This window comes from Superficieibacter sp. BNK-5, from assembly GCF_047456055.1.
In the GTDB taxonomy this organism is placed as follows: Bacteria; Pseudomonadota; Gammaproteobacteria; order Enterobacterales; family Enterobacteriaceae; genus Superficieibacter.
Genome location: NZ_CP179893.1, coordinates 3,303,294 through 3,328,804 on the forward strand (window position 1 = coordinate 3,303,294; position 25,511 = coordinate 3,328,804).

A 25,511-nucleotide genomic window follows, 5' to 3' on the forward strand; every position below is an offset into this window, starting at 1 on the left:
TCCGGTTTCAGAAACGTTTTCTGGCAGAGGAGAGTGACCATGAAATTATCTTTTCACGTTTTTATCAGCGTCCTGGCGTTAATGGCGGTGAGTTTCTCTGCTGACGCTGCCAGGGAAACCTCGGGCGGTGTGATCCATTTTCGCGGGCAGATTGTCGAGCCTCCCTGTGAAGTCACTAACAACAGTCGTGAAATTGCGGTGACATGCCAGCGTGAAGGGAAAACCATGACGCTCCACCGTTCTTTAGGCCATACGGCGCGGCAGGATATCGCTCACGAACTGTTTGATGCCACATCGCTGAAATACCTTAATCCGGAACGGACGCTCGCGATCTATACCATTCAGTACCGTTAGCATAGCGGCGCGTTCCTGCCTTTTCGCAGGACGCGCATTTCTCCCGGCAGCGAAGTAAGATAGAGTAAATGCTACCAAGGCCAGCAGGAGAAAATTATGCAATCACGCATTCACGTTATCCGGGGAGACATTACGACCATGCAGGTGGATGTCATCGTTAATGCGGCCAACGCTTCTCTGATGGGCGGCGGCGGTGTGGATGGCGCAATCCATCGTGCGGCCGGGCCTGCATTGCTGGACGCCTGCAAAGTGGTCCGCCAGCAGCAGGGAGAATGCGCGCCGGGCCATGCGGTGATTACCCTGGCCGGTAACCTTCCGGCAAAAGCGGTCATTCATACCGTGGGACCCGTCTGGCGCGGGGGAGATCACAACGAAGCACGACTGCTGGAAGACGCTTATCGCAACAGTCTTCAGCTCGCCCGCGACAACGATTTTCACTCCATCGCTTTCCCTGCTATCAGTACGGGTATTTACGGTTATCCGAAAGCGGCTGCCGCAGAAATCGCAATTAATGCCGTTTCGGATTACATTACCCGGCGTCCTCAGCCAGAGCAGATATACTTTGTCTGTTATGATGAGGAAAATGCAGGACTTTATGAGCGATTACTCACCCAGCAGGGAGACGAGCCAGTCGCATAATACGCGACTGGGGCGAGCAATCGCCCCGGCCCGTGCGGCGCATCCTGACCTTTGTGGTCTTTTACCCCTTGATGATAGCCTTGACGCCTTTGCCGCACGTTACCGTCTGGCGCAAATGGCGGAACGAACCCTGGATGTACAGTACTATATCTGGGAGGACGATATGTCCGGACGCTTGCTGTTTCGTGTGCTGGTTGAGGCGGCGGAGCGGGGCGTTAAGGTGCGGCTTTTACTGGATGACAATAATACGGTCGGGCTTGATGATACGCTGCGCCTTCTGGACGCCCACCACAATATCGAAGTACGGCTGTTCAACTCTTTCTCCTTTCGCACGCTGCGTATCCTGGGCTATCTGACAGACTTCGCACGCCTTAACCGCCGGATGCACAACAAAAGTTTCACCGTTGATGGCGAAGTGACCATTATTGGTGGCAGAAATGTGGGTGACGCCTATTTTGGCGCGGGCAAGGAGCCGTTATTTACCGATCTCGACGTTATGGCGCTGGGCGACGTGGTTCAGGATGTGGCCGAGGATTTTCAGCGCTACTGGGAGTGTAAATCGGTCTCGACGCTCCAGCAGGTGCTGGATATTTCGGAAGAGGATATTACCCGACGAGTAGAGATCCCCGATGAATGGCTCAATGACAAATACGCCCAGCAGTACCTGCACAAGCTCAAAACCACCTCCTTCGTTTCGCGCCTGGAGGCCGGCACGCTTCCTTTGCTCTGGGCGCATACCCGCCTGCTGAGTGACGATCCGCGCAAAGGCCAGGGGAAAGCGCGCAAGCGCACGTTGCTGCCTCAGCGTCTGATGAACGTGATGGGGGCGCCGGAAAAGCAGATTGATATTATCTCTTCTTATTTTGTGCCCGGTCGTGCGGGGGTGGCGATGATCCTGCAAATGGTCCGCCGGGGCGTAAAGGTGGCAATACTGACCAACTCGCTGGCCGCTAACGACGTGGCTGTGGTCCATGCGGGTTACGCCCGCTGGCGCAAAAAGCTGCTGCGTCATGGCGTGGCGCTTTTCGAGCTAAAGCCGACAAGCAGGCTGACGCCGGGCCTGCACGATAGCGGGCTTACGGGTAACTCCGGCTCCAGCCTGCACGCCAAAACCTTCAGCGTGGACGGCGGCAAAGTGTTTATCGGCTCGTTTAATTTCGATCCGCGTTCGGCAATGCTGAACACCGAAATGGGCTTTGTGATCGACAGCGAGCCGCTGGCGCAAAAGATCCACCACAATTTTCTGAAGAGCCAGCGTCACGCCGCCTGGCAACTCAAACTCGATCGCTGGGGGCGGATTAACTGGATCGAAGAGCAGGATGGGGAAACTATCGTGCTGAAAAAGGAGCCGAATTCACGCTTGCTGAAGCGGTTATTGGTGCGTCTGGTTTACCGTCTGCCGGTGGAGTGGCTACTGTAATATAAGTCGCCCCCTCAGGTAAGGGGGCGCGGCGTTATCTGGTGGTAACCGGCGATTTATCCTGCTTCGTCTGCGGCTTGCCTGAGAACAGGAAACGCAGGAGCGGAATACGCAGGTGAATTTCATAAAGCACCAGCGCGCAGCCCACCACAAACACCAGTCCGGTAAAGAAGCCCAGCGTATTAGAACTGATTTGCGGCGTAATATACGCACCGAAAAACAGCGTTAACGGGTGATGCACCAGATAAATAAAGAGGGATGCGTTAACGAAATAGGTCACCCGCGCCGACTGGAAATTGAGCAGCCGGTGTCCGAAGGAAAAGACCACGTTCACCATCCACAGGCCAAATACCATCGTAATGACCGACTCGGTTTCATACATCCAGGCGTCACCGCTGCCGTAGCGCTGATTGAGTAAATAGGCGGCAAATCCTGCAATCGCGCCGAGCATGCACCACGGCGAAGGCGTCGTGAAAAGATCCTTCAGGCGGGGGTTAATAAAGGCCAGCGCGCCGAGCACAAAGAAAGGGATATAAAACAGGGTCTGCATGACTACAAAGTTAAACAGGCCGTCGCTAAGAATTGGCGAGTAAATAATCAGCAGCGTGCGGCGCAAGGCGGCGTAAGCAATACCGAGCAGTAAAAAGATCAGCGTCAATTTGCCGAGCGTCAGGTTGGCGAACAGGACGCCATCCTGCTGTTGCTGCCGCTTGCGAAGCACGCTAAATAGCCACAGCCCCGCGGTGGTCATGATGGTCAAAACCAGTAAAAACCACAGGTGCGAGGTCAGCTCCCAGACCAGGGTATTATACTTTTCATATAATGAGAGCGTGTGCCAGGTTTCGGTTTTACCTTTCACATATTGCAGCATCATAAACTGCGGCAGCGTTAATAAAGGTATGGCGGTGAGCATAGGAATACCGACGCGCTCGACGCGGACTTTCCACCATTTCTTTAATGGATAGCGTAGAAATAGCATGTATGAAAAATAACCGGAAATAACAAAGAAAACTTGCATCCGGAAGGAATGAATAAAATCGTTAAACAGAGTAAGCCACCATGATGCCTCGGCACTATTTACGTGCCAGGTATGGCTGGAATAGATTAACGAGATATGAAAGGGGATCCCCAAAAGCATCAACCATGCGCGAATGGAATCGAGGAAATATTCACGTTGTGCGGGTACGTTACTCATATAATTGTTTGCATTCTCAGACTTTTCGTCTTATCACCAGACGCGATAATGTTAACATCCGCTGCAACCCTACACCAAGTCCGAAAACCTGTCTCCAGGATAAGCACGTAAAGTGCAAAAGGTCGCTGACGGTTGCTTAAACCCTAAGCCGCTAGCTGAACAAAATGGGGATTATGTTGTCGGATTGCCAGAGTTTCCATTAAAATGGATCGGATCGATTTAAGCACACAAAGGGGGAAGTGCTTACTTATTATGAAAAATAAATCACAGATGATGAAAATGCGCTGGTTAGGCGTAGCCATAACGTTGTCCCTGTGCACCTCATCTGCATGGGCGTTCTCCATTGATGATGTGGCAAAGCAGGCACAGTCACTGGCAGGTAAAGGCTATGAGGCTCCTAAAAGCAATCTGCCCTCCGTCTTCCGCGACATGAAATATGCGGATTATCAGCAGATCCAGTTCAACCACGACAAGGCTTACTGGGGCAAGATCAAGACTCCTTTCAAGCTCGAATTTTATCATCAGGGGATGTACTTTGACACGCCGGTGGCCATCAACGAAGTGACCTCCAACGCCGTGCGTAAGATCAAATACAGCCCGGACTACTTCAATTTTGGCAATGTTCAGCACGATAAAGACACCGTAAAAGATCTGGGCTTTGCAGGTTTTAAAGTGCTTTACCCGGTTAACAGTAAAGATAAGAACGACGAAATCGTTAGCATGCTTGGCGCAAGCTACTTCCGCGTGCTGGGGCAGGGTCAGGTTTACGGCCTTTCCGCCCGTGGTCTGGCGATTGACACCGCACTGCCGTCAGGCGAAGAGTTCCCACGTTTTCGTGAGTTCTGGATTGAACGTCCGAAACCGACTGACAAGCGCCTGAACATCTATGCGCTGCTGGATTCACCGCGTGCCACCGGCGCTTACCGCTTCACTATTATGCCAGGCCGCGATACCGTCGTTGACGTACAGTCGAAAGTGTATTTGCGTGACAAAGTCGGCAAGCTTGGCGTCGCGCCGCTGACCAGCATGTTCCTCTTCGGGCCGAACCAGCCCTCTCCAACCACCAACTTCCGCCCTGAACTGCATGACTCCAACGGTCTGTCGATTCACGCCGGTAACGGTGAGTGGATCTGGCGTCCGCTTAATAACCCGAAACATCTGGGTGTGAGCAGCTACGCAATGGAAAACCCTCAGGGCTTCGGCCTGTTACAGCGTGGCCGTCAGTTTAGCCGCTATGAAGATCTCGACGACCGTTACGATCTGCGTCCAAGCGCCTGGATCACGCCGAAAGGCGAGTGGGGCAAAGGCAAAGTTGAGCTGGTCGAAATTCCGACCAACGATGAAACCAACGATAATATCGTGGCCTACTGGACGCCGGATCAACTGCCTGCGGCCGGTAAAGAGATGAACTTCAGCTACACCATCACCTTCAGCCGCGATGAAGACAAACTGCATGCGCCGGATAACGCGTATGTAACGCAGACTCGTCGCTCAGCAGGTGACGTTAAACAATCTAATCTGATCCGTCAGGCGGACGGAACGCTGGCCTTCGTGATTGACTTCGCCGGTCCGGAAATGAAAAAACTGCCTGCGGACACCCCGGTCACTGCGCAAACCAGCATCGGTGACAACGGTGAAATCGTTGAGAACAGCGTGCGCTATAATCCTGTCACTAAAGGATGGCGTCTGACGCTGCGCATGAAGATCAAAGATCCTAAGCAGACCACTGAGATGCGCGCCGCGCTGGTTAACGCTGACCAGACGCTGAGTGAAACCTGGAGCTATCAGCTACCTGCCAATGAATAATACAACGAAGTATATCGACGCTCTGCCGCTTACGGATGCTGAAAAAGCGGCACTTCCTGCCGATATGGATATCCGCGCAGTCCATGAAGCGCTTGATCCTGAACATCAGCGATTCGAACCTGAAGATGACGCTCCGCTGGGGTCGGTCAAGTCTCGTCTTGAACACAGTTGGCCGGAGTCGTTGCGTAACGATCAACTGATCAAAGACGATATGGGACGCACACAGCTTCACGCGATGCCAAAGGCGAAGCGTTCCTCGATGTTTCCCGATCCGTGGCGTACCAACCCGGTTGGCCGTTTCTGGGACCGCCTGCGCGGCCGTGAACAGCAGCCGCGTTATCTTTCCCGTCTGACCAAAGAGCAGCAGGTCAGCGAACAACAGTGGCGTTTGATGGGGACGATCCGTCGCTATATTCTGCTGGTGTTAACGCTGGCGCAAACCGTGGTGGCAACCTGGTATATGAAAACCATCCTGCCATACCAGGGCTGGGCGCTGATCAATCCGGGCGACATGATGGGCCAGGATTTGCTGGTCTCCTTTATGCAGCTTCTGCCATATATCCTGCAAACCGGGATCCTGATCCTGTTTGCGGTGCTGTTCTGCTGGGTCTCAGCGGGCTTCTGGACCGCGCTGATGGGCTTTCTGCAACTGCTTATCGGGAAGGATAAATACAGTATATCCGCCTCGACGACCGGCAATGAGCCGCTCAATCCCGGGCATCGCACGGCGTTGATCATGCCTATCTGCAACGAAGATGTGGATCGTGTTTTCGCCGGACTGCGGGCGACCTGGGAGTCGGTGAAAGCCACGGGTCAGCAGCAGCACTTTGACGTTTATATTCTCAGCGACAGCTACAATCCGGACATCTGCGTTTCCGAGCAGAAAGCCTGGATGGAGCTTATCGCGGAAGTGCAGGGCGAAGGGCAAATCTTTTATCGCCGTCGTCGTCGTCGCGTGAAGCGCAAAAGCGGTAACATTGATGACTTCTGCCGCCGCTGGGGCAGCCAGTACAGCTATATGGTGGTGCTGGATGCGGACTCGGTGATGACGGGGGAATGTCTGACCGGTCTCGTGCGTCTGATGGAAGCAAATCCTAACGCGGGTATCATCCAGTCGTCGCCGAAAGCTTCCGGCATGGACACGCTATACGCGCGCTGCCAGCAATTTGCCACTCGCGTCTACGGTCCGCTGTTTACCGCCGGTCTGCACTTCTGGCAACTGGGCGAATCGCACTACTGGGGGCATAACGCCATTATTCGCGTGAAGCCGTTCATTGAGCACTGTGCGCTGGCACCGCTGCCGGGCGAGGGTTCCTTTGCCGGATCGATTCTGTCGCATGACTTCGTTGAAGCCGCGCTGATGCGCCGTGCAGGCTGGGGCGTGTGGATTGCCTACGATCTGCCTGGCTCTTATGAAGAGCTGCCGCCAAACCTGCTGGATGAGCTGAAACGCGACCGTCGCTGGTGTCATGGCAACCTGATGAACTTCCGCCTGTTCCTGGTGAAAGGAATGCACCCGGTTCACCGTGCGGTGTTCTTAACCGGCGTCATGTCCTATCTCTCCGCGCCGCTGTGGTTTATGTTCCTCGCGCTTTCGACGGCCTTGCAGGTGGTACACGCCCTGACGGAACCGCAATATTTCCTTCAGCCGCGTCAGCTATTCCCGGTATGGCCGCAGTGGCGTCCTGAACTGGCGATTGCGCTGTTTGCGTCGACGATGGTACTGCTGTTCCTGCCGAAACTGCTCAGTATCATTCTGGTGTGGTGTAAAGGGCCGAAAGAGTACGGCGGTTTTATTCGCGTCACGCTCTCCCTGCTGCTGGAAGTGCTGTTCTCAGTGCTGCTGGCACCGGTTCGTATGCTGTTCCACACCGTCTTTGTGGTCAGCGCGTTTCTCGGCTGGGAAGTGGTCTGGAATTCACCGCAGCGTGATGATGACTCAACCTCATGGGTAGAAGCGTTTAAGCGCCACGGCTCGCAAATGCTGTTGGGTCTGGTGTGGGCGGTAGGCATGGCCTGGCTGGACCTGCGCTTCCTGTTCTGGTTGGCGCCGATCGTTTTCTCGCTGATCCTCTCGCCGTTTGTTTCGGTCATTTCCAGCCGTTCGACGGTGGGGCTACGCACTAAACGCTGGAAACTGTTCCTGATCCCGGAAGAGTACTCACCGCCGCAGGTGCTGATCGATACCGACCGCTTCCTGGAACTGAATATCCAGCGCTCGCTGAAAGATGGCTTTATGCATGCGGTATTCAACCCGTCCTTCAACGCACTCGCCACGGCGATGGCAACGGGGCGTCACGGTAAGGGCAACATTCTTGAAATTGCCCGTGACCGCCATGTTGAGCAGGCGCTGAACGAGACGCCGGAAAAACTTAGCCGCGACCGCCGTCTGGTGCTGCTGAGCGATCCTGTGACCATGTCCCGTCTGCATTATCGCGTGTGGAGTTCGCCAGAGCGCTACTCTTCGTGGGTGAGTTCTTATCAGCAACTGGCGCTAAACCCGCTGGCGCTGAAGATAAAATCATCCGGTTAAGGCAGGGTAAGAGCAGCTCTATGGTGCGTAGGCCGGGTAAGCGAAGCGTCACCCGGCATTACAAGGCACCAAACCGTAGATACTGTTATCCGTTCAATACCGGCCTCAGGGCCGGTATTTTTTTAGGGCAGGGGAAAAAACATGAGAATGGTGATGGTAGTCGTGATGTCGATAATGCTGTGCGGTTGCGGCAGTATTATCAGCCGTACCATTCCCGGACAGGGACATGGTAATCAGTATTATCCCGGCGTGCAGTGGGACGTGCGTGATTCCAGCTGGCGCTGGCTGACCGTTCTGGATCTGCCGTTTTCACTGATTTTTGATACGCTGCTATTACCGCTGGATGCCAGTCACGGGCCTTATGAATAACAGGCCCGTGATGAGTTGCAAGGCTATACGTTAATCACGAATATCCCATTCGTCAGCTGCTGCCTGGCCTTCTTCGGTATCCAGCGGCGGCGCAAGCTGAAACTCGCCGTCATCCCATTCATGCAGCGTATTTTCTTCCAGCCACTCCTGACGAAGTTCGATTTCGTCATAGTCATCGTCAAATACGCTTTGCGCTGCCTCACCGCTCAGGACAGGCAGACATTCACCGTTCTCACCTTCCTCGGCAAAGAATTCGGCTTGCCACATGATGTCGCCATCCTGTAACACATACTTCTGGATGCTTAACTGCTGAATGTTGGCCTCTTCCTCTTCAACACCGGGGGTATTGGCAAGAAATTCTTCGCGCGCCGCATCAATGGCTTCTTCGAGTGTGGCATACATAGTCATTGGTATCTCCCTGTGATTCGACGTGTTGTTCAGGGAAAGAATAGCTGAATATTGGCCAGTGCAAGGTTGAACAGCAAAAAATCATGCACATCATGTGTGACATGGCGAAAAACCCGCCTAATCAACCGGTTGTTCAGGTGTCCGGACAGGACGTCGGCGACGCAGGCTAAAGGTAGAGTAGACAACATTAAATAACACCACGCCAGCAGTCACCAGGAAGACAGCACGGAAGCCATAGCTGGCGGAAACGGCTGCACCAATTAGCGGGCCGGTGACATTGCCGATGTCGCGAAATGACTGGTTATAGCTAAAAATACGCCCGGCGATTTGGTTGGTGGAGTTATACACCAGCAGCGTTTGTACGGCGGGCAACAGCGCGCCATCGGCGGCACCGAGCAGGAAACGTAAAATACCGAGCTGAAGCGGCGTCTGCACAAATGACATCGGGATCAACAGCAGTACCGAAACGACAAGTGCAGCAATCAGGATTTTCTCCGGGCCGATGCGGTCGCCCAGTTTCCCTAAGCGGGGAGCGCTTAACAGCGCCGCCACGCCAGGTACAGAGGCGATCATGCCGCTGATAAAGGCGATGTTGCTGACGTTGCCTGCCAGTTCGCGCACGTAAAGCGTCAGAATTGGCGCAATGGAACCGGTGGCGACCTGAATAATCAGGGTGGTGATAAACAGACTGAGCACCAGCCTTGGACTTTTCAGTGAAGCAATGACCTGGCGGGCATTGAGCATCTCTTTTTTCGCCACCGGGACAAATTGTTCGTGAATATAAAACAGCGTGAGCAGGAAACACAAAAACAGCACGCCAGCGGTCATAAAGAACACCGGGCGCAGGCCGTAGCTGTCTGCGAGCAGGCCGCCTGCCAGAGGGCCTAACAGCGCGCCGCTGACCGCCCCCGTGGAAAGTGTGCCCAGCGCCCAGCCGCTTTTGTTACGAGGGATTTGCGTGGCTATCAGCGCGTTCGCATTCGGGATGAAGCCGCCAAGCAGCCCGAGCAGCGCCCGCAGGATCAAAAACTGCCAGATGTTTTGCGCCATTCCCATCAGCAGCATCACTATCGCCATGCCGAGGGCAGAACGCAGCAGCATAATTTTGCGCCCTTTGCGGTCGGCCAGGCCGCCCCACAGCGGCGAGGCAATGGCAGAGAACAGAAAGGTGATACTGAAGACCAGCCCCGACCACATATTCAGCGCGCTGTGATCGGTGATGCCGAGTTGTTCAACGTAGAGTGGCAGGAAAGGCATGACCAGGCTAAACGCGGCACCCGTTAAAAAACAGCCAAACCAGGTGACCGTAAGATTACGTTTCCAGTTGATCGGGGTATCTGAAGAGGGCATAGGCTCCCGCAATGCAGCACAGAATAGACTAAGTTTAGCTAAAAATATGATAAGCCCGCTAATTATGCGCCCGGCCAGGAGTGGCTGCAAACGCGATAGCTTTTAAAGCTTAGAATGGGGGATGGCGGGTGGATTGAGCGTAGGCCCGGCAAGCTTGCGCCGCCGGGCAGGTCGGGTAAAAGCCTGGCATCCCGACATCAATAGCGGGAAGGTACACCCTGAGGACGCGTTTTAAAACGGCGATGCAGCCACATATACTGCTCGGGGGCCATCATGATGCACTTCTCGACGATCTTGTTCATCCATGCAGCGGTGGTTTCGGCGCTATCCAGAGGGGGATCGCATTCCGGCTCCAGCGCGATAAGTTCATAACCTTTGCCATCGGGTTTACGCCGCGGCACGAACGGCGCAATGCAGGCTTTGGAGGTGCGGGCCAGCATCCAGGTGCCAGACGTGGACGCTGCCTGCTCTACCGCAAAAAACGGCACGAATACGCTGGTGCGCGGGCCATAGTCATGATCGGGAGCATACCAAATCACATCGCAATTTTTCAGCGCGCGAATCATGCCTTTTACGTCTTTGCGGTCGATCATATCTTTATTGGAGCGCATCCGCCCCCAGGTCTGCAACCAGTCCAGCACCGGGTTATCATTAGGGCGATAGACGCCAATGCCCGGCAGATGCATGCCAAATATACGCGCCCCCATTTCCAGGGTCAGAAAATGAACGCCGATCAGTAAGATCCCGCGCCCCTGCGCGATTTGCTCTTTAATCGCATCCATGCCGCGCTCCTCGGTCCAGCGCGCCATCCGACGATCCGACCAGAACCACGCCATGCCGGTCTCAAGCAATCCCATGCCAACAGATTCGAAATTTTTATGTACCATTTCATCGCGCTGCGTCTGGCTCATCTCCGGGAAGCACAGTTCCAGATTACGCTCGGCAATTTTTACCCGACGTTTCATAACGCGTTGTGCCAGATGACCAAGACCATGTCCAAGGCGATAAAGAACCGGGTAGGGTAACTGAACCACCAGCCATAACATGCCAATGCCCAGCCAGGTTAACCAGTATCGCGGATGAAGCAGCGCCACGGTGAATTTTGGTAAATGCGTCATGTCATTCCTGTCATTAAATTTACAACCGGCTCTATTGTCGCACTTTTTTATCTGATGCCAACATTTTGCACGACGAAGTGAGTAGTAAAACAGCAGTTGTGGATTGTAAGTGTTATAGATGATGCAAATGTAGCTAAAAATGTGGGGATGTAAATTGTCAGTTATTGCTATATGATGCCGCCCGTTTATCTTATTCATTCACGATTGCAGGAACGTACACCATGCCAGTGTTACACAACCGCATTTCGAATGAAGAACTGAAGGCGCGGATGCTGGCCGAGACCGAACCGCGCACGACGATCTCATTCTATAAATATTTCACCATTGCCGATCCCAAAGCGACGCGCGACGCGCTGTATACTGCCCTGACTGAACTCAACGTCTTTGGCCGTATTTATCTGGCGCACGAAGGGATTAACGCCCAAATCAGTATTCCGCAAAGTAAAACCGACGCGCTGCGGGCGCTGCTGGAGAATGTCGATCCTGCGCTTCAGGGGCTGCGCCTGAACATTGCTCTCGACGATGACGGTAAATCGTTCTGGGTGCTGCGTCTGAAAGTGCGCGAGCGTATTGTCGCCGACGGAATAGAAGACGCCAGTTTTGATGCCAGCGATGTCGGTGACTACCTTAAAGCCGCCGAAGTTAACGCCCTGCTCGACGATCCGGACGCCCTGTTTATCGATATGCGCAACCACTACGAATATGAAGTGGGGCACTTTGAAAACGCGCTGGAAATCCCTGCCGACACTTTCCGTGAGCAGTTGCCGAAAGCGGTGGAAATGATGCAGGAGCACAAAGACAAAAAAATTGTCATGTATTGCACCGGCGGGATCCGCTGCGAAAAAGCCAGCGCGTGGATGAAACATAACGGCTTTAACAAAGTCTCGCACATTGAAGGTGGCATTATTGAATACGCGCGCCGGGCGCGTGAACAGGGATTGCCGGTACGGTTTATCGGTAAAAACTTTGTCTTTGACGAGCGAATGGGCGAGCGCATTTCCGATGACATCATTGCCCATTGCCACCAGTGCGGCGCGCCCTGTGACAGCCACACTAACTGCCTGAACGACGGGTGCCATCTGCTGTTTATTCAGTGCCCTACCTGTGCCGAAAAATATTCCGGATGCTGCAGCGAAGCGTGCCAGACGGAGAGGGCATTGCCTGAAGAGCAACAGCGCCAGCTACGCGCGGGGCGTGAAAACGGTAATAAGATCTTCAATAAGTCCCGGGGGCGTCTGAACACAAAATTGGGTATTCCTGACCCGGAATAACAGGTCAGCCCGGCAGCCTGAACTGCCGGGCTAATCATTACTTCTGCTGTACGCCTTCCACTGAAATAATCAGCTCTACATCCTGCGATGCCGGGCCGAGATCGGTCTTAATATTAAACTCTTTCAGGCTGATTTTACCTGCCGCTTCAAAACCGGCGCGTTTGCCACCCCACGGATCGTCACCCTGACCGATCATCTTCGCCTTCAGCGTCACCGGTTTGGTCACCCCATTCAGCGTCAAATCACCGGTCACATCCAGCGCATCGCCATCGGCTTTAACCGCGGTTGATTTAAACGTCGCCTGCGGGAATTTTGCCACATTCAGGAAGTCGGCGCTGCGCAGATGCTTATCGCGCTCCGCATGGTTGGTATCCACGCTGTTGGTATTCAGCGTCACGTTAACTTTATCGGCAGACGGGTTCTTCTCATCGAAAGTAAACGTGCCGTCAAAATCGCGGAAGGTGCCGTATAGCCAGCTATAACCGAGATGCTGAATACGGAAATTGACGAAGGCGTGCTGGCCTTCTTTATCAATTTTATAATCTGCGGCAACGGCTGAACCAGCGCTCAGCAGCAGACTTCCCAGTAACAATCCTTGCAGGCTTTTTTTCATATTACGCTCCAGAGTCAGGGGACGATTTTCCCAGCATGCGGCGCAGGGTATCGTCTTTATCGATGAAATGGTGTTTAAGGGCGGCAAGCGCGTGCAGGACGGACAGTACGACTACGCTCCATGCCAGCCATAAATGCAGATTGCCCGCCAGATCGGCTTGTACGCCCGCGTCGGTCAGCGTGGCAGGAACTTCGAAAAGGCCAAAGACGCTGATCGGTTGACCGTCAGCCGTGGAGATCAGATAACCGCTAATCACGATGGCAAACAGCAGCAGGTATAGCGCAATATGGGCCAGTACTGCGCTGATGCGGGTAAGTTTTGAGTAATGGCTCAAGGCTGCCGGAGCCGGGGAAACGGTACGCCAGATCAGGCGAACCACCAGCGTAAGCATCAATACAATACCGATGCTTTTATGCAACTCCGGCGCTTTGTGATACCAGCCGTCGTAATAGCTGAGGGTGACCATCCAGAGGCCCAGGGCAAACATTCCATAGACCGCAACAGCCACCAGCCAGTGCAACGCAATTGAAACAAATCCATAGCGATATGAAGAATTACGCAGGTTCATGCCCGGCATCTCGTAACGGAATTAAGAGTGCTTACAATGATGGGCGATAAACTATATTGCAACATCAAATTAGCATAATTTTATAACTATTTTAACTTATTCAGTAATGTTGAATAAAAGTGGAGTTTTAATTCAGAGTGTTCGCGTTTTCAGCGGGTTGGTGTCGAGTTAGCAGGGTTTTTAATCAACGCTATCATTCAAAATTTTATCGCTAATTTTATATTTTTATCAATCTATGTCAGCTTTTGTCAGTTAACCGCGCTGCCGAAAATACACTATCACTTAAAGTAAGCCTGCTAAGTAAATAATGTCCTTTACCACAATACAAACCCAGGAAATAAGCTGCGGCCAGAAAGACCGCAGCCGGATTAATGTTGAAAGCGGGCGAGGGAGAAAGGCGCTAAATCAAATTCGCTGGATTCGCCTGTAGCAAACTGTACGGCAATTTCGCCCAGCGCCGGGGCAAATTTAAAGCCGTGGCCGCTGAGGCCGGTTATTAGCAGCGTACTCGAATGACCGGGAAGGGTATCAATAATGAAATCCTCGTCCGGCGAATTATCATAAGTACAGGCTTCACCGTACAGGCATCCGCCGATGCCCGGCAGGATCTGTCGCAGGAACGGGAATGACTCAGCGCCATCGCTTCCGATGGTGCCAAAAGGTTTACGCTCTTCCGGAGAATGAATGACCTGCCCACCGTTGTGTTTGCCTATTTTGAGGGCGTTATCCTCGGCCGGGAAACCATAAAACTGATCGCCATCAGGCAGCTCGCCGGTGAACGCCGGGAAGTGATTTTTACTGCTGTAGCGCCCGTCGGCCTGGTGCCAGGCGAAAATCTTACGTACCGGTTGCAGCGGCAGCGATGGCACCAGTTTCGTCACCCAGGTACCGGCGCTAATGAGCGCTTTACGGGCATGGTACTCGCCATCGGCGGTGACAATAGTGACACCAGCATCATGATGTTGAATGGCCGTCACCGGGCAGTTAAACAACTGTGCACATCCCGCTTCGCGCGCCTGCTGCACCCAGGTTTTAATCGCCAGTTCACTGCGCAATACGCCTGAATGGGCCTCAAAAATGCCGATATAATTTTCCGGCACGCGAATTTCCGGCCAGCGCGTCATGATGGCCGTGGCATCAAGCTGCTCTGTCGTCAGTTGCCAGCGTTGAGCGCTGCTGGCGACGTTCGCCAGAAAAGGGGAATCTGCCGGACCCAGGTTAATGACCCCGGTACGTTCGAATACCGCCTCGCCGCTTTCCGCGGCAAATGTCTCCCACAGCGCCTGCGCACGCAGCACCAGCGGGACGTATTTTTCACCTTCGCCATAGGCGTGGCGCATCAGCCGCGTATCGCCATGGTGACTGCCTTCCTTATGCGGGGGCAGATGGGCATCGGTCATAAGTACGTTCAGCCCGGCGCGTGAAGCATAATAGCCCGCTGCCGCCCCGACGGAGCCACTGCCAATAATTACCAGATCGTATTGCATCTCGCTCCCGTAGAAGTAGGTTAATTAACAACAGGTAGCATACGTTTTTTATGGTTTAGCGCAAATAAGAAAGGCACCCTGTGGGTGCCTTTTGAGTGAATGTACAACATTAATCTGGGTGATATTAATGCCTGCGATACTCATTTTCCTGGTAGTCGCCGGATTCAATTTTAGCGATACCTGCTTCTAAGATTGAAATAAACTGACGCGCTACGTCAGTTGTCAGCCACAGTGTCTGACCAATTTCCGTATCATCGGTCTCGGGCTGATTGGGGGTCTGGTAATGTAAACGCAGCATCAGCGCATCGTAGCTATCCACGGTGCTGATGTCCCATCCAACAAGGGGATGGGTCTGGATGACTTCATTATTTTTTTCCATCATGACCCCTTTGTAAGCGTGAAATAACGATACCTGCTGGGTTCAATGCGTGTTTTTTTTGAAGCAACTTAAGTATATCAATAAAAAGATAAAATGTTCCAATAAATATATTTCCGCTGAAATGTTTTTTCATGGCGTGTCTTTTTTGAACGATTAAGCGCGGGATTGTTCTTTAATTTTTATTAAGTATTACGATCAATAAGAAAGTGACTAAAAAATCAGCAGGAAAAAGATGAAAAAAAGCCGGGGCGACCCGGCAAACATGCACAATGAGGGAGCAAAAATTAATCGGTAATGAACCAGTCGTCAGCGCTTTCCCAAGTCTCCTGGAGAATTTCACTGATGCGATCTTTGTCTTCTTTAAGCCCACCAAACACGGAGAGATTATTGGCAGCAGCATAACGCACGCTGACGTTACCGTCACAGTCAGGAAAATGAGTGAGAACCCGCCGGGACAGTTCGCCCGCAAGAGCGTCCAGCGCACCGGGCGGTAAGGATGTGGTTCTGGCGATAGTGACTTCAATACGCATAATTGCCCCCTGTGTAATGCACTGTATATTTATACAGTTTAGCGCATTAACTTACAACAGGGGACCGCAAATTATTTTACCAGCGTCCAGCGCACGGTTTCGCCAGCGAGGAACGGAATAAGCGTATCGTCAGGCAGGGCGATAGACTCGGCCACCTGGCTCTCCTGGCGAACCAGCTCAACAAACGTGTCATTCACCGGCAATTGATAGAAGCGGGGACCATTAAGCGAGCTAAACGCTTCCAGGTGCTTCAGCGCATTCATCTCTTCAAACACGGTCGCGTAGCTGGCAAGCGCGGTAGGGGCATTGAAACAGCCCGCACAGCCACAGCTGGCTTCTTTACGATGACGCGCATGCGGGGCGGAGTCAGTGCCGAGAAAAACACGGTCAAAGCCGCTGGCGACCAGCTCACGTAGCGCCTGCTGGTGGATGTTGCGCTTGAGGATCGGCAGACAGTAAAGATGAGGCCGCACGCCGCCAACCAGCATATGATTACGGTTAAACATTAAATGCTGGGGGGTGATGGTCGCCGCCAGCCGCTCATTGCCTTCACGCACGTAATCCGCCGCGTCTTTGGTAGTGATATGCTCAAATACCACTTTCAGCCCCGGCAAGCGCTGGCGCAACGGTTCCATAACGGTCTCAATAAACCGCGCTTCACGATCAAAAATATCAATATCCGCGTGGGTGACTTCGCCATGCACCAGCAGCGGCATACCCAGCGTTTCCATCCGCTCCAGCACCGGCATAATGGCATCAATGCTGGTCACGCCGTGGCTTGAGTTGGTGGTGGCATTGGCCGGATAAAGTTTGGCGGCGGTAAAGACACCTTCATTAAAACCGCGCTCCAGTTCTGCCGGATCGAGAGAATCGGTCAGATAACAGGTCATCAGTGGCGTAAAAGTATGTCCGGCAGGGACGGCAGCCAGAATACGCTGACGGTAGGCTATCGCGGCATCTACCGTCACGACAGGCGGTGCCAGATTGGGCATGACAATCGCACGGCCATAAATTTCACTGGTATAAGGTACGACGGTTTTCAGCATTTCCCCGTCACGCAGATGAAGATGCCAGTCGTCAGGGCGGCGGATTTTAAGTACTTGCGGTTGGTCAGTCATTAGAGCGCTCCGGCGGGTATCAGGGCTGTTTTTTGCCGGGCACTAAGGATAAGCGGAAACGTTTTCGTTTGCACTCTTTTATTGTGTTACGCAAGCCTGAAGGGCACCTTGCAGGCTTGCGTCGAAGAGTAACAAAACGATTAATGGGTGAAAGGAATGACGATTTCACCCGGCTTCACTTCAATACCTTTAGCGTATTTTTTAGCCAGTGCTTCGCCTTTTCCACCATCATCTTTCAACATATAAGCGGGCTGATGATTAAAGTAGTTACGCAGTGACTGATTCAAATAAGGCAGCAGTGTTTGCACCACCGGCTGCATTTTGTCTGGCTTCACGTCAGCATTCACCACTTCCATTTCCTGCAGGTAGATTGCGCCCTGCTCTTTGTTAAAGGCGGGGAGCGCTTTCAGCTTCAGGGTAATCGTGGCTTTCTGACTGCCGAAGAGGGAGTTCATATCCAGCAACGCATCGCCACTCAGCGTGACTTTATCCGCCTCTTCACGGCCAATGGCACTGGTGAGATTGTTCAGGACAATATGTGCGTCAGCCACGCCCGGCAGACCAATGTCTTTGGAAAAATTATTCCGTTTTTGTAGCGCCTGATTAATTTCTGACTCACTGACGGTGTACTGAGTAAGCTGGTTACACCCGACAATCAGGCCGCTGACGATCAGGGCGGCGGCAACAACAATCTTCTTCATGGGTTTCCTCTGCATCATGCCTGTCATCTATCCTGACACAAGCAGCATGTACTGTCAGCACAGAAATTAACAGAGGAAAAGGCTTAAAAGTACTGGCGGACGGACGTCCGTCCGCCAGACGGTTAGGACGCTATAGAAGAGAGCAGATTAATTTGGGTCTGTTTCGCCATGTTATCGCGATAATCGGCAACCCGGGTCGGCCAGTTGATCCCGGCGACGATGGTCAGATTACGCAATAGCGGAAACAGGTGAATGTCATCTTCCGAAAGCTCACCGTTCACCGCGTTGGGCTTCACAATGTGTTTATCCAGAATGCGCAGATCGTCACTGATATTCTTAATAAGCCCGGCGGAATGGGCAAGATGATCGGCAAAGCTGCCCAACTGGGCCTCTTTTTTCTCCGTGAAAGAGCGACGCGCTTCCGGGGTGGAAAATTCATCAAACGGTGATTTCGCAAAACGCGGGATCAGCAAACGGTTAACGTAGCCATTCACTTTACGCAGCCACTCTTCAATAGCTGGGTTGCGATCGCCGGTCAGCAGCGGTTTTCGGTCAACGTTATCGACATAATGCACGATGTCGAGGCTTTCCGGCAGGTAACGGCTGTCATCTTTTTGCAGGATGGGAGCCATCTTCTGACCGATCATTCTGACCGGCGTTGCCTCATCGTCGCTGAGCAATGTGTTCAGCTCAACAGGGATATTTTTGAGGCCGAAGATCATTCTGGCTTTTACACAGTAAGGGCAGTGGTCGTAAATATAAAGCTTCACGTTTCTCCTCCAGGTATTACCGTCCAGACTTTGAGTATGGAAGAGAAACAGGCGCTTATCAAATCAGGTTCTCGGTTCCAGCATACCGGGTGCCGGGTGCTTAGGGCTGAACTGCCACCACAGGGCGAGCAACGTCATCAGGCCAATCATCGCCAGCATAAACCAGGGAAGCTCGGCCTGACCGGAGGCTTTACCTGCGTCAAACAGCCAGCCGCCTCCTGCGTAGCCCAGTGCGCCGCCAAAGGCTAATCCCAGACGGCTGAAACCCATATAGCTACCGCGTGCGCGGGCATCCGCCAGTTCGGCACTCAGCGTTTCGCGCGCCGGTTCGGCGATAATCGAGCCAATGTAAAAGGTGCAGATCAGCGAGAAAAGCTGTTGCAGGCTGCCCACCAGCCCGATGGGCAGCATACTGAGCGTCATGATCAGCAGGCCCGCCATTAAGCGGTGTTCAAGACGAAACCGTTTTTCACTCCAGCGTGCCAGGGGGTAAAGCAGGCTAAGCGACAGCGTGGCTTCAATAGCATACATCCACTTCACCGCCGACGGGGTGCCGGCAATGTCGTTGACCATAATCGGTAGCATCAGCATCACCTGGACGGCCAGCATGTAGTAACCGGTCAGGGTCAGAACATAGGTGACGAAACGCTTGTCACGCAGCACGCGTGCGAGACCTTCACGCACCGGCACTTTCACCGTTGACAGTTTCCAGGCAGGAAGATACCAGGCATTAAATACGGCACAGGCAATAAACAGCACCGCGCCGACGCTGCATACCAGACTAAAGTTGTACTGTAAAAGCCAACTGCCCAGCAGAGCACCAATCACCGCGCCTGCGCTATCCTGCATCATGAGTATGGAGAAAAAACGCCCCCGCTGATGCGGACGAACTAATTTCACTACCAGCGCCGAGCGCGGTGGGTCGAACAACGTGCCGCCAAGTCCCGAAAGCAGGCAGGAAAGCCACAGCATCCATGGCTCCTGCGCGATTGCCATGGTGGCAAACCCGGCGGCGCGCATCAGCATGCCGGTGACAATCATAGGCTTCGCGCCAAAACGGTCGGCAATGGCTCCGCCAAAAATACCCAACCCCTGCTGGATAAGCTGGCGCAAACCGAGAGCGATACCGACCATTACTGCAGCCCAGCCCATTTGATCGACAAAACGAATCGAAATCAATGGAAAGACCACGAAAAAGCCAAGCACGACCAGCATATTATCTATCAGCAGGAAATATTTACCCAGGCTCCTTGCCTGCGAGATACGGGACATTTCCCCTCCGGGAAATAAAAAGGCGAGTACCCGCCTATTTTGCGGCGCGGCCGACAGTTTTCCCACCTTTTACGCGACGATATTTTTTCATCAAAAGCCCGCTTTGATTGATACCTTTTATCGAAAAACGGACCTGGCGCAGAAAATGGTATGTTGTTGTTTTCACTCCAGCCCTGTGGGCAGGTATAGTGAAGTGACCAGGGCAAGAAGTAAGTGAAGGAGTCTACATGTTTGGCTATCGCAGTAACGTGCCGAAAGTACACCTGACCACGGACCGGCTGGTGGTGCGTCTGGTCCACGACCGTGATGCCTGGCGGCTGGCGGATTATTACGCACAAAATCGACAGTTTTTAAAACCCTGGGAGCCGGTGCGCGATGACAGCCACTGTTATCCCTCAGGCTGGCAGGCGCGGCTTGGCATGATTAACGAATTCCACAAACAGGGCACAGCGTTTTATTTCGCGCTACTCGATCCGGAAGAAAAAGAAATTATCGGCGTGGCTAATTTTTCCAACGTGGTTCGCGGATCGTTCCACGCCTGTTATCTCGGCTACTCTATTGGTCAGAAATGGCAGGGGCAGGGGCTGATGTTCGAGGCGCTTACCGCCGCGATCCGCTATATGCAGCGGACCCAGCATATTCACCGCATCATGGCGAATTATATGCCGCATAATCAGCGTAGCGGCGGCCTGCTGGCGCGGCTGGGTTTTGAGAAAGAAGGCTACGCCAAAGACTATCTGTTAATTAACGGTGAGTGGCGCGATCATGTGCTGACAGCATTGACCACCCCGCAATGGACCGCAGGTCGATAAGGAGAAAAAGATGAAATATGCGTTAACCGCCACGGAAGCGCGCGTTATAGGTTGCCTGCTGGAAAAGCAGGTGACGACCCCTGAGCAGTACCCGCTGTCCGTAAACGCGGTCGTTACCGCCTGCAATCAGAAAACCAACCGTGAACCGGTGATGTCGCTTAGCGAACACGAGGTTCAGGAGGTGCTGGATGCGCTGGTAAAACGCCACTATCTGCGCACCGTCAGTGGCTTTGGCAATCGGGTGACTAAATACGAGCAGCGTTTTTGTAATTCTGAATTTGGCGATCTGAAATTGTCTTCGGCAGAGGTTGCTCTCATCGCCACGCTGCTGTTACGCGGCGCGCAGACGCCGGGAGAACTACGCAGCCGCGCCCAGCGCATGCACGAATTTAGTGATATGAACGACGTGGAAAATGCGCTGGAAAAACTGGCCAGCCGGGAAGATGGACCTTTTGTCGTGCGGCTGGCACGGGAGCCGGGACGGCGCGAAAGCCGTTTTATGCATCTGTTTAGCGGGGAGGTCGATATCGCCATGCCAGCGCCTGACGCTGCCCCTGCGGCGTCTGACGATCTCTACGCCCGTGTCGACGCGCTGGAAGGCGAAGTCGCCGAACTTAAACAGCGGCTGGAATCGCTGCTGGCGCATCTGGGAGAGTAAACGTGACGAATAAATTACGCATTGGCGTGGTCGGGCTGGGCGGGATCGCTCAGAAAGCCTGGCTGCCGGTATTAAGCGCGGCGACGGACTGGACGTTGCAGGCGGCCTGGTCGCCGACGAAAGAGAAGGCGCAGCGGATCTGTGAGCGTTATCGTCTGCCCTGTGCGGATTCACTCCCGCAACTGGCAGCCCAGTGTGACGCCGTATTTGTCCATACCTCCACGGCATCGCACTACGCCGTGGTGAGCGAGCTGCTCAACGCGGGCGTTCACGTCTGCGTGGATAAGCCTCTGGCGGAAAACCTGCAAGATGCTGAGCGGCTTATCGCCCTGGCTGAGCGTAAGCATCTGACATTGATGGTCGGTTTCAACCGGCGTTTTTCGCCACTCTACCGTGAGCTGAAAGACAACATGAACGCGGCGTTCTCCCTGCGGATGGACAAACACCGCAGCAACAGCGTCGGCCCGCACGATTTACGCTTTACGCTGCTGGACGATTATCTGCACGTGGTGGATACCGCGCTGTGGCTGGCGGGTGGTGAAGGTGCGCTTAAAAGCGGAACGCTGCAAACCACGGAACAGGGCGAAATGCTGTATGCCGAACATTACTTCAGCCATCGTCAACTGCAAATCACCACCAGTATGCACCGTCGCGCCGGAAGCCAGCGCGAAGCGGTACAGGCCGTGACCGACGGCGCGCTGATCGATATCACCGATATGCGCGAATGGCGGGAGGAGCGGGGGGCAGGCATCGTTACCCGGGCTATTCCCGGCTGGCAGACGACGCTGGAACAGCGCGGCTTCGTTGGCTGCGCGCACCATTTTACCGAGTGCGTGCAAAATCAGACCGTTCCGCAAACGGCGGGTGAGCAGGCCATTCTTGCTCAGTCGATCATTGAAAAATTATGGCGCGAGCGGGCACAGGGATAACCCGCTGTAACATCTGGCAGTAGTAATTCACGGCAATCCAGGTAGACTAATCGCCTTTTCCAGCGCCTGCACTGCAGGCGTTCTGCTCTGTGTTGTGGAAAACACATTAATGAACCTATTAAAATCGCTGGCTGCCGTCAGCTCTATGACCATGTTCTCTCGGGTGCTGGGATTTGCACGCGATGCAATCGTGGCGCGCGTTTTTGGTGCGGGTATGGCAACGGACGCCTTTTTTGTCGCCTTTAAATTGCCCAACCTGTTGCGGCGCATTTTTGCCGAAGGGGCATTCTCTCAGGCTTTTGTGCCGATCCTCGCGGAATATAAAAGCAAGCAGGGTGAAGAGGCTACGCGAGTTTTCGTGGCCTATGTTTCGGGAATGCTGACGCTGGCGCTGGCGATTGTCACCGTTGCCGGGATGCTGGCTGCGCCGTGGGTGATCACTATTACCGCACCAGGCTTTGCTGATACTGCCGATAAATTCCTGCTCACCACCCAACTGCTAAAAATTACCTTCCCCTACATTTTACTGATCTCACTGGCCTCGCTGGCAGGAGCAATCCTTAATACCTGGAACCGTTTCTCGGTACCGGCGTTTGCGCCGACGTTCCTGAACGTCAGCATGATCGGTTTTGCGCTGTTTGCCGCGCCGTACTTTCATCCGCCAATCCTGGCGCTGGCATGGGCGGTGACGGTTGGCGGCGTGTTGCAGTTGTTTTATCAACTGCCGCACCTGAAGAAAATCGGTATGCTGGTATTGCCGCGTCTCAATTTTAAAGATGCTGGCTCAATGCGGGTGTTAAAGCAGATGGGACCGGCGATCCTCGGCGTGTCGGTCAGCCAGATCTCGCTGATTATCAATACCATTTTCGCCTCCTTTCTGGTCTCCGGCTCGGTTTCCTGGATGTACTATGCCGACCGCCTGATGGAGTTTCCCTCCGGCGTACTGGGGGTAGCCCTGGGGACTATCCTGCTGCCGTCGCTGTCAAAAAGCTTCGCCAGCGGCAACCACGATGAATACAACCGCCTGATGGACTGGGGGCTGCGTCTGTGCTTCCTGCTGGCGCTGCCGAGCGCGGTGGCGCTGGGGATCCTGGCCAAACCACTGACCGTCTCGCTGTTCCAGTACGGTAAGTTCACCGCGTTTGATGCCGCCATGACCCAGCGTGCGCTGGTGGCCTACTCGGTGGGTTTAATGGGGCTGATCGTGGTGAAGGTGCTGGCGCCGGGGTTTTACTCGCGTCAGGACATCAAAACGCCGGTCAAAATTGCTATCGTGACGCTGATCATGACCCAGGTAATGAACCTGGCGTTTATCGGTCCGCTGAAACACGCCGGGCTGTCGCTCTCAATTGGTCTTGCCGCCTGCCTTAACGCCAGTTTGTTGTACTGGCAGTTGCGTAAGAAAAAAATCTTTACTCCGCAACCGGGCTGGGGCAGTTTCCTGCTGCGTCTGATTGTTGCGGTTATGGTCATGGCGGCGGTGCTGGTGGGCGTGATGCATCTGATGCCGGAATGGTCACAGGGTGGCATGCCGGTGCGCATCCTGCGTCTGATGGGCGTGGTAGTGGCTGGCGTCGTCGCTTATTTTGCGACGCTTGCGCTACTGGGCTTTAAAGTGAAGGAGTTTGCACGCCGGACGGCGTAAGTGGGATTCAGGGAGTGACCGGTATGGTCGCTCCCAATACCATTAAATAGAGAACTTTTTGCCGCCACGACTGGCGGAGGACGCCTGGCCATCGGCCCCATACAGGCCGGGTTCCTGATGCGGTTTAAGCACCTCAAGCGCCTGCTGGTTACGCACGATCTGCCCTTCGAGCAGCCAGCCGTTATGTTGGTTCAACTCGCGCAGTTGCAGCGTTTTTTCGGTAATACTCTGCCAGCGGTCGGCCACATCATCATTGGCGCTACGCTGCGCGTCCTGCTCATGCCGACGCTGGCTTTCAAGATAATCGAGCGTCGCCAGCAGCGAACTTTTTTGTTCAGTAATACGCTGTAATGCGCTGCCGTTGACGCTGCCAACGGAAAGCTGCTGCTGCTCGGCATCCATAACGCCTTTAAGTGCGTTAAGGGTGACGGTCATTTGGTCCAGTATTTCTGGCAGACGACTCATACGGTTATTTACTCTGCCAGTCACTCTGTGCTTCACGGATCAACGCGTCGGCGATTTTGCCGGTATCCATCTTTAGTTCGCCGTTACGAATAGCCGTTTTCAGCGCTTCGACGCGTTCAACGTTGATGTCATCTTTGCCCGCCTGCGTCAGTTTGGCCTGCGCATCACTCAGCGTGACGCTGGTGCTGTTAGCGGTTGTGGATTTCTCCGCACGTGCTTTCGGCGTGGCCATATCGCTGGTTTCGCGAGGCTGAACGGTGCTCACTGGCTTCAGGGACGATGTACGATCAATGCTCATTCTGTTGTCCTCATCGAGGTTATGGTGCTGCTGCCATCTATATCAATTGTTAGCTAATTATCGGCAACGGTCGTTATTTCTTTAAAAAGATTATAGGTTAATCAGAACATTCCCGTCTGCGTTCACCGTGCCGCTAACCACCTGGCCTGAAGACATGCGCACCCGGGCATTCTGGGCGATGGCGGCATTGTTAAGCGCCTGACCTTCACTATTAATACTAAAACCCTCTCCGCTGGCGATGACCTGCACGCGCTGTCCGGCTTTGACCCGCCAGGACTGGCGCAGCATAAATTGCTGAACGGGCTGGCCGGCCGCCAGATCGCGTAACGCCACCGCGTCCTGCACCTGATTCATCTCCAGCAGGGTGCGCGGGGGTAATTGATCGAGGCGTCCACGTTTTAGCGTCACGCTGGCGGGAGATAGCGTACTCCCCCGGGCGAGCGGCGCGGCGGCAACCACATAATTACCGGTCGCCTGAACCTGCACCTGAATATAACGCTTCTCGCCACCGCACTGGGCCAGCACGTTTACGTTACCCCACAATCTGCTATTACCCTGAACGCTCAGCGCAGGCTGTTCACAGTGTGGCAATAAATTGCTCGCCGTTTTGACCTTCACCACCACCTCATCGCTGAATCCCGTCAGACGTTGAGCAAAAAATGCCGACAGTTGGGCATTAAGATCCTGCGCCTGTGCCAGTGGGCACAGAACGAGCAGGGCAGCAGTGAGGGTGCCTTTCAGGGCGGACATCGCGAACTCCAGCCGGTTAAGGAATGGAAGGATTTTACCCGTTGTCGCTTTCT

The 25,511-nt window shown here is 53.9% G+C and carries 27 protein-coding genes; 11 read left to right on the forward strand and 16 right to left on the reverse strand.

Annotation, left to right across the window (positions count from 1 at the left end; translation table 11 throughout):
- The first annotated feature begins 39 nt into the window (after positions 1-39).
- The 3 genes from ACMGGS_RS15735 to ACMGGS_RS15745 all read left to right on the forward strand — a co-directional run bounded on the left by ACMGGS_RS15735 (position 40) and on the right by ACMGGS_RS15745 (position 2,413).
- Positions 40-354 carry a fimbrial protein gene (locus tag ACMGGS_RS15735; RefSeq protein ID WP_414163399.1) on the forward strand — a complete coding sequence of 105 codons (315 nt, stop codon included), beginning with the start codon at positions 40-42 and terminating at the stop codon, positions 352-354.
- Positions 355-450: 96 nt separating this feature from the next.
- Positions 451-993, forward strand: a complete 543-nt coding sequence (gene ymdB, locus ACMGGS_RS15740) for an O-acetyl-ADP-ribose deacetylase (protein WP_414163400.1) — start codon at positions 451-453, stop codon at positions 991-993.
- Positions 926-2,413: a phospholipase D family protein gene (locus ACMGGS_RS15745; protein WP_414163401.1), complete on the forward strand. Its 1,488-nt coding sequence runs from the start codon at positions 926-928 to the stop codon at positions 2,411-2,413. The genes ymdB and ACMGGS_RS15745 overlap by 68 nt, the downstream gene beginning before the upstream one ends.
- 34 nt (positions 2,414-2,447) lie before the next feature.
- Here the strand turns inward: ACMGGS_RS15745 and mdoC are convergent, their stop codons facing one another.
- A complete protein-coding gene (mdoC, locus tag ACMGGS_RS15750) occupies positions 2,448-3,608 on the reverse strand; it encodes a glucans biosynthesis protein MdoC (protein ID WP_414163402.1) in 1,161 nt (386 codons plus the stop codon).
- A gap of 252 nt (positions 3,609-3,860) precedes the next feature.
- Here mdoC and mdoG point away from each other — a divergent pair, with 252 nt between their 5' ends.
- From mdoG to ACMGGS_RS15765, 3 genes are all read left to right on the forward strand, one after another.
- Complete coding sequence (gene mdoG / locus ACMGGS_RS15755) at positions 3,861-5,414, forward strand: glucans biosynthesis protein MdoG (RefSeq protein ID WP_414163403.1); 1,554 nt, start codon at positions 3,861-3,863, stop codon at positions 5,412-5,414.
- Complete coding sequence (gene mdoH, locus ACMGGS_RS15760; protein ID WP_414163404.1) at positions 5,407-7,947, forward strand: glucans biosynthesis glucosyltransferase MdoH; 2,541 nt, start codon at positions 5,407-5,409, stop codon at positions 7,945-7,947. Before mdoG ends, mdoH begins: the two co-directional genes overlap by 8 nt.
- 141 nt (positions 7,948-8,088) lie before the next feature.
- Entirely contained in the window at positions 8,089-8,316 is a 228-nt protein-coding gene (locus ACMGGS_RS15765; RefSeq protein WP_414163405.1) for a YceK/YidQ family lipoprotein, read from the forward strand.
- A gap of 30 nt (positions 8,317-8,346) precedes the next feature.
- Here ACMGGS_RS15765 and ACMGGS_RS15770 read toward each other — a convergent pair whose 3' ends face one another.
- The 3 genes from ACMGGS_RS15770 to ACMGGS_RS15780 form a co-directional block, all read right to left on the reverse strand.
- Entirely contained in the window at positions 8,347-8,724 is a 378-nt protein-coding gene (locus tag ACMGGS_RS15770; RefSeq protein WP_194205722.1) for a MysB family protein, read from the reverse strand.
- A 117-nt stretch (positions 8,725-8,841) separates the two neighbouring features.
- Positions 8,842-10,074, reverse strand: a complete 1,233-nt coding sequence (mdtG, locus tag ACMGGS_RS15775) for a multidrug efflux MFS transporter MdtG (protein ID WP_414163406.1) — start codon at positions 10,072-10,074, stop codon at positions 8,842-8,844.
- A gap of 197 nt (positions 10,075-10,271) precedes the next feature.
- Positions 10,272-11,192, reverse strand: a complete 921-nt coding sequence (locus ACMGGS_RS15780; RefSeq protein ID WP_414163407.1) for a Kdo(2)-lipid IV(A) acyltransferase — start codon at positions 11,190-11,192, stop codon at positions 10,272-10,274.
- Positions 11,193-11,413: 221 nt separating this feature from the next.
- Between ACMGGS_RS15780 and ACMGGS_RS15785 the strand changes: the two genes are divergently transcribed.
- Complete coding sequence (locus ACMGGS_RS15785; protein ID WP_414163408.1) at positions 11,414-12,463, forward strand: rhodanese-related sulfurtransferase; 1,050 nt, start codon at positions 11,414-11,416, stop codon at positions 12,461-12,463.
- A 37-nt stretch (positions 12,464-12,500) separates the two neighbouring features.
- Here the strand turns inward: ACMGGS_RS15785 and ACMGGS_RS15790 are convergent, their stop codons facing one another.
- The 9 genes from ACMGGS_RS15790 to mdtH all read right to left on the reverse strand — a co-directional run bounded on the left by ACMGGS_RS15790 (position 12,501) and on the right by mdtH (position 19,901).
- A complete protein-coding gene (locus ACMGGS_RS15790; protein WP_414163409.1) occupies positions 12,501-13,076 on the reverse strand; it encodes a YceI family protein in 576 nt (191 codons plus the stop codon).
- Between the two features lies 1 nt (position 13,077).
- Entirely contained in the window at positions 13,078-13,644 is a 567-nt protein-coding gene (locus ACMGGS_RS15795) for a cytochrome b (protein WP_414163410.1), read from the reverse strand.
- 368 nt (positions 13,645-14,012) lie between these two features.
- Entirely contained in the window at positions 14,013-15,131 is a 1,119-nt protein-coding gene (gene solA, locus ACMGGS_RS15800) for an N-methyl-L-tryptophan oxidase (RefSeq protein ID WP_414163411.1), read from the reverse strand.
- Positions 15,132-15,255: 124 nt separating this feature from the next.
- Positions 15,256-15,510: a biofilm formation regulator BssS gene (bssS, locus tag ACMGGS_RS15805; protein WP_414166292.1), complete on the reverse strand. Its 255-nt coding sequence runs from the start codon at positions 15,508-15,510 to the stop codon at positions 15,256-15,258.
- 284 nt (positions 15,511-15,794) lie between these two features.
- Positions 15,795-16,040, reverse strand: coding sequence for a DNA damage-inducible protein I (dinI, locus tag ACMGGS_RS15810; protein ID WP_176917812.1), 246 nt, complete (start codon positions 16,038-16,040; stop codon positions 15,795-15,797).
- A 71-nt stretch (positions 16,041-16,111) separates the two neighbouring features.
- Complete coding sequence (pyrC, locus tag ACMGGS_RS15815) at positions 16,112-17,158, reverse strand: dihydroorotase (RefSeq protein ID WP_414163412.1); 1,047 nt, start codon at positions 17,156-17,158, stop codon at positions 16,112-16,114.
- 140 nt (positions 17,159-17,298) lie between these two features.
- Complete coding sequence (locus ACMGGS_RS15820) at positions 17,299-17,859, reverse strand: lipoprotein (protein ID WP_414163413.1); 561 nt, start codon at positions 17,857-17,859, stop codon at positions 17,299-17,301.
- Between the two features lie 122 nt (positions 17,860-17,981).
- Positions 17,982-18,629 (reverse strand): glutaredoxin 2, encoded by a 648-nt coding sequence (grxB, locus tag ACMGGS_RS15825; RefSeq protein ID WP_414163414.1) that lies wholly within the window; start codon positions 18,627-18,629, stop codon positions 17,982-17,984.
- A gap of 63 nt (positions 18,630-18,692) precedes the next feature.
- A complete protein-coding gene (gene mdtH, locus ACMGGS_RS15830; protein WP_414163415.1) occupies positions 18,693-19,901 on the reverse strand; it encodes a multidrug efflux MFS transporter MdtH in 1,209 nt (402 codons plus the stop codon).
- A gap of 227 nt (positions 19,902-20,128) precedes the next feature.
- Between mdtH and rimJ the strand changes: the two genes are divergently transcribed.
- From rimJ to murJ, 4 genes are all read left to right on the forward strand, one after another.
- On the forward strand, positions 20,129-20,713 hold the full coding sequence (gene rimJ / locus ACMGGS_RS15835) for a ribosomal protein S5-alanine N-acetyltransferase (RefSeq protein WP_414163416.1): 585 nt from the start codon (positions 20,129-20,131) through the stop codon (positions 20,711-20,713).
- 10 nt (positions 20,714-20,723) lie between these two features.
- Positions 20,724-21,371, forward strand: a complete 648-nt coding sequence (locus ACMGGS_RS15840) for a YceH family protein (protein WP_414163417.1) — start codon at positions 20,724-20,726, stop codon at positions 21,369-21,371.
- Positions 21,372-21,373: 2 nt separating this feature from the next.
- Positions 21,374-22,300: a Gfo/Idh/MocA family protein gene (locus ACMGGS_RS15845; RefSeq protein WP_414163418.1), complete on the forward strand. Its 927-nt coding sequence runs from the start codon at positions 21,374-21,376 to the stop codon at positions 22,298-22,300.
- Between the two features lie 109 nt (positions 22,301-22,409).
- Positions 22,410-23,945: a murein biosynthesis integral membrane protein MurJ gene (gene murJ, locus ACMGGS_RS15850; protein ID WP_414163419.1), complete on the forward strand. Its 1,536-nt coding sequence runs from the start codon at positions 22,410-22,412 to the stop codon at positions 23,943-23,945.
- Between the two features lie 42 nt (positions 23,946-23,987).
- On the opposite strand, the gene flgN is transcribed toward murJ, so the two are convergent.
- The 3 genes from flgN to flgA all read right to left on the reverse strand — a co-directional run bounded on the left by flgN (position 23,988) and on the right by flgA (position 25,458).
- Entirely contained in the window at positions 23,988-24,410 is a 423-nt protein-coding gene (gene flgN, locus ACMGGS_RS15855) for a flagella biosynthesis chaperone FlgN (RefSeq protein ID WP_414163420.1), read from the reverse strand.
- 4 nt (positions 24,411-24,414) lie between these two features.
- The gene (gene flgM / locus ACMGGS_RS15860; protein ID WP_414163421.1) at positions 24,415-24,708 is read right to left on the reverse strand and encodes a flagellar biosynthesis anti-sigma factor FlgM; all 294 of its coding nucleotides are present in this window, start codon (positions 24,706-24,708) and stop codon (positions 24,415-24,417) included.
- Between the two features lie 90 nt (positions 24,709-24,798).
- A complete protein-coding gene (gene flgA, locus ACMGGS_RS15865) occupies positions 24,799-25,458 on the reverse strand; it encodes a flagellar basal body P-ring formation chaperone FlgA (RefSeq protein WP_414163422.1) in 660 nt (219 codons plus the stop codon).
- Between the last annotated feature and the right edge of the window lie 53 nt (positions 25,459-25,511).